This is a genomic window from Mesorhizobium sp. M4A.F.Ca.ET.022.05.2.1 (assembly GCF_003998845.1).
Taxonomy (GTDB): domain Bacteria; phylum Pseudomonadota; class Alphaproteobacteria; order Rhizobiales; family Rhizobiaceae; genus Mesorhizobium.
Genome location: NZ_RZOJ01000691.1, coordinates 1 through 1,582 on the forward strand (window position 1 = coordinate 1; position 1,582 = coordinate 1,582).

General features: G+C 69.8%; 1 protein-coding gene. It reads left to right on the plus strand.

Going from position 1 to position 1,582, the window contains the following annotated elements; genetic code table 11:
• Positions 1 to 15: 15 nt before the first annotated feature.
• A partial coding sequence (thiP, locus tag EN745_RS34605; protein ID WP_127423301.1) for a thiamine/thiamine pyrophosphate ABC transporter permease occupies positions 16 to 1,582 on the plus strand: 1,567 nt, incomplete at its 3' end.

Here is a 1,582-nt window from a genome sequence, read left to right on the forward strand (position 1 = left end):
CCGCCAGGGTGCAGCGTGCAGCTCGCGCCTCGCTCTGACCCCCGCATCACCGCCGGCATCGCCGCGCTAGGCGCCATCACCTTGCTGATCGGCGGGGCGTTTGCCGGCCTCGTCCTTGAAGGCGCGCATGATTTCTCCGGCGCCGCCTCGGCCTTCGATCCCTATCTGCTGCGTGTCGTCCGCTTCACGCTCTGGCAGGCGCTGTTGTCGACCCTGCTTTCCGTTGTGCCGGCGCTGTTCGTCGCGCGCGCGCTCTCGCGGCATCCGCGTTTTCCGGGCCGCGGGCTGATCCTGCAGCTCTTCGCCCTGCCGCTGGCGCTGCCGGCCATTGTCGCGGCGCTCGGCATCCTGGCGCTCTACGGCAATGCCGGCTACTTCTCCGGCCTGCTCGGCGGACGGAACTGGCCGGGCATCTACGGACTGTCCGGCATCCTCGTTGCCCATGTCTTCTTCAACTTGCCCCTGGCCACGCGGCTGTTCCTCGAGGCGCTGGGCACGGTGCCGGCCAATCACTGGCGATTGGCAAGCCAGCTCGGCATGGGCGGTCGGCCCGCCTTCCGGCTGATCGAATGGCCGGCGTTGCGGGCAGCGCTGCCCGGTGTCTCCGGGCTGGTCTTCATGCTTTGCATCACCTCCTTCACCATCGTGCTGACGCTCGGCGGCGGGCCGGCCGCCACGACGCTGGAGGTCGCCATCTACCAGGCGCTGCGCTTCGATTTCGATCCGGCGCGGGCGGTGACGCTGACGCTGCTGCAGATCGCGCTGACCTTCGCCGTAGTGCTTGCACTGACGCGGCTCGGCGCCAACACCGTCGGCGACGCCAACCTGCCGGTGGCGCCGCGCCGGTACTTTTCGGCGAGCCCGGCGGAAACCTCGCTGAACGCGGCTCTGATCGTGCTCGCGCTGCTGTTCGTCGCCGGACCGATGGCGGCCACGGTCGCGGCGGGCCTCGGCGCCGATCTCGGCCGGCTCGCCGGCGAGAGCGCGGTGCGGCAGGCGACGCAGACCAGCGTGGTGCTGGCCTTCCTGTCGGCGTCGCTCGCGGTGGCGATGTCGCTGGCGCTGATCGCGGCGCGCCGGGCGCTGGCCTTGAAGCGCTGTGCCGGCCGCAAGACATTGCTGGAGCACGCAACGGATACCGGTGCCGGGTTCGTCCTCGTCGTACCGCCCATCGTCGTCGGCGCCGGCTGGTTCCTGCTTTTGCGTACGGTCAGCGACGTCTTTGCCCTCGCCCCGGTGATGGTCGTCGCAGTCAACGCGGTGATGGCGATGCCCTTTGCCATCCGCGCGATCCGCCCCGCCTACGATGCAGCAAGCGAGCGCCACGAGAGGCTCTGCCTGCTGCTCGGCATATCAGGCTGGAACCGGCTCAGCCTGGTCGACTGGCCGTCGCTCAGGCGGCCGCTCGCAACCGGCTTCGCCTTCGCCATGGCCCTGTCGCTCGGCGATCTCGGCGTAATCGCGCTGTTCGGCAGCGATTCCGTGCAGACCTTGCCCTATCTTCTGCTGGCGCGCATGGGCAGCTATCGCACCGCCGACGCCGCCGGCCTTGCCTTGCTGCTCGGTCTCGTCTGCCTGGCGC